Here is a 6868-nt window from a genome sequence, read left to right on the forward strand (position 1 = left end):
AGGATCGTCCCGGGAATGCGGAGCAGGAGCAGAAAGAGTGCCAGCCGTACCAGCGGACGGGATAGCATCGAGAGCCCGATGGCGACCTCCCACCAGCCCAGGATCAGCACCATCGTGTCCGGAGAGCCCCAGTAGACGGTCTGAGCAAGAAGCGACGTAGCTGTCGTGTGACCCATCGGCTTCAGGAGACCGAGCCATATGAATAGCACGCCGAGCGATACGCGGTGAAGCCGGTGACCGTACCGGTCCAGCCAGTGAATCATACGGCTGTCCAGCGAAATCAGCCGGCGCCGGAGCGTAGAAGAAAGTTCAAGCATAACGAACGGACCGGTATGACGCGAGAGAACGGACGGCCATCCTCCCGGCACCACAACGGCCCCGAGTTTGTCAAGGGGACGAACGACTGTTGGATCCCCGACGAAGGCACGCGCCTGGTCATCAGCCCGACCGGGTCGGGCCTACTCGAAACAGGGTGCCTACTCTCAACCGTGTCTCCACCTGAGGCACAGGCGGAATACGTTGGTGCGTCCAGTCCCCCGTAAACGGAGTTTAACCCCGCCCATGAAGCATCCGGGTCGTCATGTTCGGGTCGTCATGGCAGCGAAGGAAAGGACCGGCAGGACAGCACTGGTCCATGCGCGCCTCGAAGCACGCCTTCCGCCACGCTCCCCAGCATCATGCGCTTCACACCGGACAGCCCGCGCGTGGCCATGACCACCAGGTCGCTCGGAGAGGATGCAGTCTCGAAGATCGAGCCGACGGGGTTGCCGGCGTGGACGGCACAGTTGGCGTTTCGGTCGTCCGGAATCATCTCCTCCGCCCACGCCTCGACTTCCGCCTTGGCGCGGTCGATCAGTTCCATCTGCGAGAGCGCCGGCAACTCGACGCCGTAGACCGCGGGCACTTTCGGCAGGCTGACGACATGCACGAGCGTCATCGGCACGTCGTACATCGCTGCGACACGGGTGGCATACTGTAGCGCCGCACGCGACGCGTCGGAGAAGTCGACCGGCACCACGACGCGCTCGACCGAGGGCGACAGTGGTCCCGCGTGGTCGTCTTCCTGCTCTACGGCGCGCGTCGTGAGAACCGGGCACGTAGCCGTTCGCAGCACTTCCTCCGCGACGCTGCCGACCATGGCGCGCTCAACGCCACGACGCCCGTGGGTGCCCATGACGAGCAGATCGATGTCGTTTGCCTCCGCGTACTCCACGAGCGCCGGCGCGACGGCTCCACTTCGCTTCGCCACCAGCGAGACACGGTCGTCTTCCGGGGCCGACCGCACGTCCGCGAGGTCGGCCCGACAGCGTTCCTCAAACGTGTTCTGCAAGGCTCGCCGGCCCGGAGCCGGGGAAGGATCTCCCTGAAAGATGCCGAGCGAAATCTCCTCGATGTACATGAGATGCAGCGACGCGGCCGTCCGATCCACAACATCCAGCGCATAGTTGAATGCACGTTCGGAAGCAGGAGAAAAGTCGCGGGCGCAAAGAACGTTTGAGATCATCGCAATCCCGATTCACTGAGAGGATCTACGGAAAGCAGGCGTGCCGGAGGGGGCTGTACGCACCTGAGTGTGTACGTTTCTATGTGGTGGGGTTAGGTTCAGGGTTCAACGTTCAGGGTTCAATGGGTCTGCCTCAGGTTCGTAGGTAACAGATCATCTCGGCATGATGGATGCCACTCGAAATCGATTTTCCGCTTGTATCTGACGCCTTTCGAGCGGTCAACCCTCCTCCGGATGGAGGTGTCCCATCGAATGGCCTGCCCATTCAGAGACCCCTCGACCGACAGAGCAACGTGTCACCTAAGATGCCGACGCGATGTGTTTACCGATGTTGCGAGTAGCACAACGCCGGAGATAACAGTCCCTATCCCACATTCCCAGTACTCAATCCATACTCCTCAACCCCATCCCACGCTCAACGATCCAACGATCCAACGATCCAACGGACAAACGATCAAACGCTCGCTACGGCATCTTCCGGATGTTGACGGAGCCGCCTCGGGTGCGGATCACGACGGTCGGGCCACCGCCGTTGAGTGTCCCGGATGCGCGGAGAAGGTCGCCGTTCCGGTCCGTTTCGATGGTGATTGGGAAGTCGCTTGTAATGTCGTCCCGGTCGATGCGTCCGCCCCAGTCGCTGCTTACCTCGATGTCGAGGCGCGCCGCCACATTGGCCGGCAAGAACAGCTCGACGTCGCCATGGGACGTTCGGAAGGAAGAATCGTTGCTACCGGAAGCGAGCATTTGAATCTCGATGTCGCCGACGGACGTTTCCGCGGCGACGCTCCCGCCGACGGCCTCCAGTTCGATGTCACCGGCCCGCGTGGTTGCTTCGACGCTGCCGTCGATCTGTCGCCCTTCGATGTCGCCACCGGCCGTTTTCGCGATGAGTGACCCGCCGATCGACGTGACCTCGATATCGCCACCTGAGGTTCGCGCCTCTACGTCATCCGTCGCGCCGTCGACCTCAATGTTGCCGCCTGCCGTCCGTGCGTAGAGCGAGCCTCGAACGTTGACGGCGCTCAAACCACCTCCCGACGATTCGATTCGGGTGTCGCCCCCCACGTCCTCGATCGAGATGGGGCCGCCCGAGGTTTTCGCGTCCAGCGGTCCGCCAATCAACTCGGCGCTGATCGGTCCGCCACTGGTTCGGGCCGTAGCTTCGCCCGTCACGTTGTCCAGCGAGACGGGGCCGCCCGAGGTTTTAACGTCGGCATCACCGGTGATGTCTTCGACCGAGACCGGACCGCCGGATGTGGCGCCTTCCACACGGCCCTCGATGTTTTCGATGGAAACGGGTCCGCCCGCCGTCGAGGCCGTTACGGTGAACCGCTTCGGGACCAGCACCTCGAACCCGAGGGAGACGCCGGAGCGGCCCCAGCCGTCCGGGGTTCGAATCGACAGAGTGGAGCCGCTGACGTCGTAGGTGATCTCCGTGTCTGCGATCGTGGACTCGGCATTGCTCCGGCTGGACGTTCGGACGCGGATGGTTTCTTCCACCTCGACGTTGGATCGGTCGCTCCCGACCACGGACACCGGGCCGCCCTTCGTGGAAATGTCGAGCGTGCCGCCCGGGCCGACCTCGAACGATCTGGTGGTGACCTGCAGGAAGCGATTGCCGTCGCGCTGGAGCTCCTGGGCCAGTGTGCTTGGGCCGCCGATCAACAAGGCGAGAAACAGGAACGCGGTGGCGGTGCGAACGAGGGAAGTCATGGATGACGGATGGCTAAGAAGATGGAAAAGGGCGTTACCGACGGCGTGGCGGGGTGTTGCCTCACGAGTCGCCGGCATCGGTTCGAATCTGCTGCAGCATCTCGCCGGCGCGGTAGCGAACGTAGCCGTTGGAGTCGGACTGAGCCTGATGCAGGAAGCTGGGGACGGCATGCGCTCCATTGTTGATGGCTGCCGGAGAAGAGAGCATGGTATCGTTGGTCAGAGATTCCAGCGCTTCGATACGTAGCGCGGGGAGGTCCGCGTCGAGGAGGACGTTGACGAGGACGCCGCGGGTCGACTCGCTCATCGGGGCCGTCTGGTGCAAGCGGCGGAGCGCTCGGACTGCACGGAGTCGCATGTCGGGGCTCGACTCATCGCGGACCAGGTATGTGAGTGCGCTGATGACCTCGTCGTCGGCAGCGGGACGCGCCGCTTCGAGGGTCTTGACAGCGTGCAGCCGGGAGGACGGGTTGTTGTCATCGAGGAGCGCTGCCCGGAGGAGGCGTTGAATCTTCGGGTCGTCGGGTTTGTCGCGGACAACCACGTCGTTCGTTGTGTTGTACCGGATTTCGACGGCGCCGTCGGTCACGTCGTATGTGATGTCCTCCACGCCCGTCAGGCGCGGTTCTATGTTCGCGCCATTCACGCCGGCGTTAATGGGGACGAGAAGGGGGTCCGTCGCCGGGCCTGCAGTCTCGGCGAGCGGGTCGGAAGGGGTCGGTGCTGGAGCTGTCATCCGGCCGAGCGTCAGGCCAGCGGCGATAAGGAGAAGGGCAAGGGCTCCGTGGAAGGCCCACTGCATCCCCGTGACGGGGAGCAGGGCGGGACGCGACGCCCACCAGGTCGCGAGCCGGTCCGTCCACGACGGGACGGCGGCATCCGCAGGGGCAGCAGAGGGCTCTTGCTCGACCCGTTCGTAGAGTCGCTCGCTGAATGCATCCCAGTACGCATCGGAGCGTTGCGGGCGTTCGTACGCGCTCGCCACCTCGAGCGTGGATTGCAACGAGGCAAATTCGGCCGCGCAGGCATCGCAGGCCTTCAGGTGGTCGTCGAGCCGCGTTTGGTCGCCGGGGGGCAGGTCGCCGAACAGCGCCTCGGTCATGAGGGGCTTGAATGTGGGGCAGGCGTCACGCATGACGGGGAGGGAGAAAAGGGTGGGCGGTGACCGGGCTACAGGTCATCCCGGTAGAAGGCCAGTTCGTCTCGCAGCTTGCGGGTGGCACGGTAGAGCAGGCTCTTCACGGTGCCGGGCGCGATGTCCATGGCGGCGGCCGTATCCTTGATGGTGAGGCCGTTCATGTGCTTCAGGACGAAGGCGGACCGCTCGCGGGGGGAGAGGGCGTCCAGGGAGGCCCGAATATGCGACTGCATCTGCTGCCGCTGTGCCTGTTCGTCCGTGTCCGGCAGTGCGCCGGAGTCGTCGGCCTGACGATCGAAGTCCTCCTGCAACTGCATATTGCGGACGGCCTTCTTGCGGCGGCGATTCAGGTGGGTGTTGACCGCAATCCGGTACAGCCACGTGAAAATCTTTGCGTCGCCGCGAAACGAATCCATCGCCCGGTACGCCTTGATGAAGACGTCCTGCGCCAGGTCTTCGGCGTCGTGATGGTTACCGGTCAGGTCGAGCGCCAGGTAGTAGACCCGCTTTTTGTGCGTTTCTACAAGCTCCTGGAACGCCACCCCGGTGGAAGGGGCTGCCGCAGAGGTCACAGGTTGCACATCCGGGTTCAGGAAAAGAATCGTAGGATGCCGCAGGGTAAGGACGACCGCCGGCGCAAAGCAGCCTGCCCGCCCCTTTCACCCCACTCCGACACAGACGACGGGGAAAGGGTTTACACGCCCAGATATGTAATCAATGTGAAGGCGTGTTGCCGCTGGATAGGGGGCTACGTGTGAAGGGGTGAAGGGGTGAAAGTGTGAAGGGGGAAGGCGTGAACGTGTGAAGGTCCTCAGGAAGCGATCGAGGCAAGCAAAAACTCAGAACCCGAACTCAGAACCCGGAACTCAGAACCCGGAACCCGAAACTCGGAACTCCGAATCCGAAACTCGGAACTCCGAACCTTGAACCCTGAACGTTGAACCAGAATATTGTCACCCTTCACAGGTGCGGCAGGCGAGGAGCTCGCGGGACAGGCTCTGGGCGGCGTTGACGCCGTTCTGGTAGTACAGCGATTTCACCCCTGACTGCCAGGCTTCGATGTAGAGACGGTTGATGTCTTTCACGGGCGTATTCGCCGGGTCGATCGCCAGGTTGAGGGACTGCGACTGGTCAATGTGCTTCTGCCGGCTGGCGGCTTGGTTGATGATCTCCATCTGGCTGATCTCGCTGAACGTCTTAAAGACCGCTTTCTCTTCGTCCGTGAGAATGTCGAGGTGCTGGACGGAGCCGTCGCGGAGCGCGATGTCATCCCAGACGGCGTCCGTGTTGCAGCCCTTCTCCTCCAGCAGTTCCTGCAAGTACGGATTCTTGTAGGTAACCTTCGCCTTCGCGCGATCCTGCACGAAGTAATTGCTCTTGATCGGCTCGATCGACGGGCTTACCTGGCCAAGGATGAAGCTGCTGGACTTAGTCGGGGCGACCGCCATCGTGGTAGCATTGCGACGCCCGTAGCCTTCAAGCACGTCCGGCTCACCGAATCGATCGGCGAGGTCGGCCGACGCGGCGTAAGAGCGCTCCTTGATCGTTTTCGCTATTTCTGCGCCGCGCATGCTTGCCTCCATCGACTCGAACGGGATGCGCTGCGATTGCAGATACGAGTGCCATCCCAGGATGCCGATCCCGATCGCCCGGTGGCGGTTGGCAAAGCGGACGGCCCGCTCCATATGCTTGATGTCGGAGGCGCCATCGATGAACTCCTGCATCACCGCATCGAGGAAGAACGTCATCACCTCGACGGCGTCCGTGTTCTTCCAGTCGTCGTAGTGCAGCGCATTCATCGACGAGAGGCAGCAGACGAAGCTCTCGTCGGCCGTCGCGGGAAGCGCGATCTCGCTGCAAAGGTTGCTGGCGCGGACGTTGTAGCCCTTGTCCTTATACACCTGCGGCCGCCCGCGCTGGATGTTGTCGCGAAAGAGGATGTACGGGATCCCGTGGTTCATTCGCGCCTCGATCACGCGCGCCCAGAGTGCCCGCTTGTCGGCGTCGCCCTCGATCATGGCCTCCATCCAGTCGTCGCCCACGACCACGCCGTAATACATCGTCTGGATTGCGTCGCCGTCCGACTGAATGTTGAGCCACTCGTCGACGTCCGGATGTTCGATGTCGATGTAACCGGCGAAGTGGCCGCGGCGCGTTTCCCCCTGCGACACGACGTTGATGATCTTGTCGAAGAGCTGCGCGAAAGGATAGGTGCCGTTCGACGTTCCGTTGTTCGTGATGCGCGCACCGCGCGGCCGAAGATCGCCGAAGTATCCCGACGTCCCGCCGCCGACTTTCGTCATCATCCCGACCTCAGCGTGGGTGTCGAGAATCGAGTCCATCGAGTCCTCAATGTGGGAGCCGAAGCAGGAGATCGGAAGGCCTCTGTTGAGTCCGAAATTGGACCAGATCGGGGAGGCGAGGGAGTAGTAACCGCGGCTGACGTAGTCGAAAAACGTGTCGCCGAAGCCGTCGATGCCGAGGATGGACTCGGCGTGGTCGGCGATCTGGCG

General features: G+C 62.8%; 6 protein-coding genes. All 6 read right to left on the reverse strand.

From position 1 onward, the window contains the following. Positions 1-317: hypothetical protein (locus tag ACFCU0_RS15955; protein ID WP_434974678.1), on the reverse strand; the 317-nt coding region annotated here is incomplete at its 3' end. Between the two features lie 275 nt (positions 318-592). Then, positions 593-1504, reverse strand: a complete 912-nt coding sequence (locus ACFCU0_RS15960; RefSeq protein ID WP_434974679.1) for a universal stress protein — start codon at positions 1502-1504, stop codon at positions 593-595. Positions 1505-1969: 465 nt separating this feature from the next. Then, positions 1970-3217, reverse strand: coding sequence for a DUF4097 family beta strand repeat-containing protein (locus ACFCU0_RS15965; protein ID WP_434974680.1), 1248 nt, complete (start codon positions 3215-3217; stop codon positions 1970-1972). A gap of 61 nt (positions 3218-3278) precedes the next feature. Further along, the gene (locus ACFCU0_RS15970; protein ID WP_434974681.1) at positions 3279-4352 is read right to left on the reverse strand and encodes an anti-sigma factor family protein; all 1074 of its coding nucleotides are present in this window, start codon (positions 4350-4352) and stop codon (positions 3279-3281) included. 35 nt (positions 4353-4387) lie between these two features. Further along, positions 4388-4927 carry an RNA polymerase sigma factor gene (locus ACFCU0_RS15975; RefSeq protein WP_434974682.1) on the reverse strand — a complete coding sequence of 180 codons (540 nt, stop codon included), beginning with the start codon at positions 4925-4927 and terminating at the stop codon, positions 4388-4390. 381 nt (positions 4928-5308) lie between these two features. Then, positions 5309-6868: ribonucleoside-diphosphate reductase subunit alpha (locus ACFCU0_RS15980; protein WP_434974683.1), on the reverse strand; the 1560-nt coding region annotated here is incomplete at its 5' end.

Source organism: Longibacter sp. (assembly GCF_051155795.1).
GTDB lineage: Bacteria > Bacteroidota > Rhodothermia > Rhodothermales > Salinibacteraceae > Longibacter.